This window comes from Allobosea sp. Root483D1 (assembly GCF_001429505.1).
Taxonomy (GTDB): domain Bacteria; phylum Pseudomonadota; class Alphaproteobacteria; order Rhizobiales; family Beijerinckiaceae; genus Allobosea.
The window spans coordinates 258,111-259,461 of the sequence record NZ_LMJW01000020.1 but is presented as its reverse complement, the minus strand read 5'-3'; the positions used below and the strand labels follow the sequence as shown (position 1 = coordinate 259,461).

The window sequence follows — 1,351 nt, the reverse complement described above, 5'->3', positions numbered from 1 at the left end:
TGAGCTCGTTGACGATGCCGGCGACCGGCGCCTTGATCTCGGTGCGTGACAGCCTGTCCTCGGTTGCGAAGCGCCGGTTGGCGAGCTCGGCGATCTTGGCTTCGACGGAGGTCAATTCGCGCTGCGCCTCGGTCCGGGCCGTGTCGTCGATGGTGATGATCTGCAGCCGGGCCTCGTTGATGCGCAGCTTTGCCCGCGCGATCATCGCCTCGATCTCGCCGCGCTCGCCGAGCAGGCGAGCCCATTCGCGGTTGATGTTGAAGACCTTCACGCCGTCGATGAAGCCCTTCTGGAAGAGGTTGAGATATTTGTCGCGCTCGATCTCGACGAGACGCAATTCCTCGCGCTTGGCCGACAAACGGGCTGCGAGCCCCTTCGTCTCCTCGCCAGACTGGACGATGGTGATCTCGAGCAGTTCCTTGCGGCTCTCCCGGTTCTGACGGTTCCCGCTGAACAGCCGCCGCTCGCCGGTCATGATCTGAGCTGCATCGCCGCTGAGCGCGTTCACGCCCGGCGGATCGAGCATCGCGTCGAGCCCGTCACGCTCGGCGACGAGCCGGGCACGCCGGCCGAGGAACTCGGCGAGCTGGGAGCGGATGATCGACAGCTCCGTCCTGATCTGGACATCGTCGAGCCGAAACAGCACCTGGCCCTCGCTCACGCTGTCCCCCTGGCGGACGGCGATCACCTGCACGGTGCCGCCGTCGCGGTGCTGTACCTCCTTGAGGTTCTGATCGACCTTGACCGCCCCCTGCGCGATCACCGCGCCAGCAAGGCGGGCGGTGCTGGCCCAGCCACCACAACCGACCACGAGCGCAACGGTGAGAAGCAGGCCGAACAGCACATGGGCGCGCAGCGAGAAGCTCTTGTCGCGCTTTTTGGCCTGCAGCGCGGTGGCGCCCGCAACGAATTCGCGGTCCGGATTATACGCATTCATGACCGGGGAACTCCACGCGAGGGTTAGCTGTAATACTGGAATTGGTGGGCGCCGCTGATCTCGATGGAGAAGCCCTTGTCGCCTTCGTTCTCGATATCGACGTCGATGAAGGTGGTTTCCCTGTCGCCGATCTTCTCGATCCGGAACCGGAAGGGCTGGTCGTCACGGCCCTCTTCGCCGTAGGTGCGATCGAAATCGTCCTCGCCCTCGCGATCGTCGTCCCCGTCGTCATCGTCGTTGCGGCGCAGCGTGTACTGGCTGATCAGGATGCGGTCGCCGACCTCGAGGTCGAGGATCTTATGGATCATCTCCTGGGCGTCCTCGACGGCATCGCGCCCTTCGAGCTCGAACCTGAACGTGTCGTCGCCGTGANCCGCCGGTGACGGTGGTCGGCGTCTGCGCTCCGATGATGAA

The 1,351-nt window shown here is 64.7% G+C and carries 1 protein-coding gene; it reads right to left on the bottom strand.

Annotated features, from left to right (window positions below; all coding sequences use genetic code 11):
* Nucleotides 1-937, bottom strand: a 937-nt coding sequence (locus tag ASE66_RS19810) for a biotin/lipoyl-binding protein (protein ID WP_244494995.1), incomplete at its 3' end; no start/stop codon positions are given.
* Nucleotides 938-1,351 lie beyond the last annotated feature (414 nt).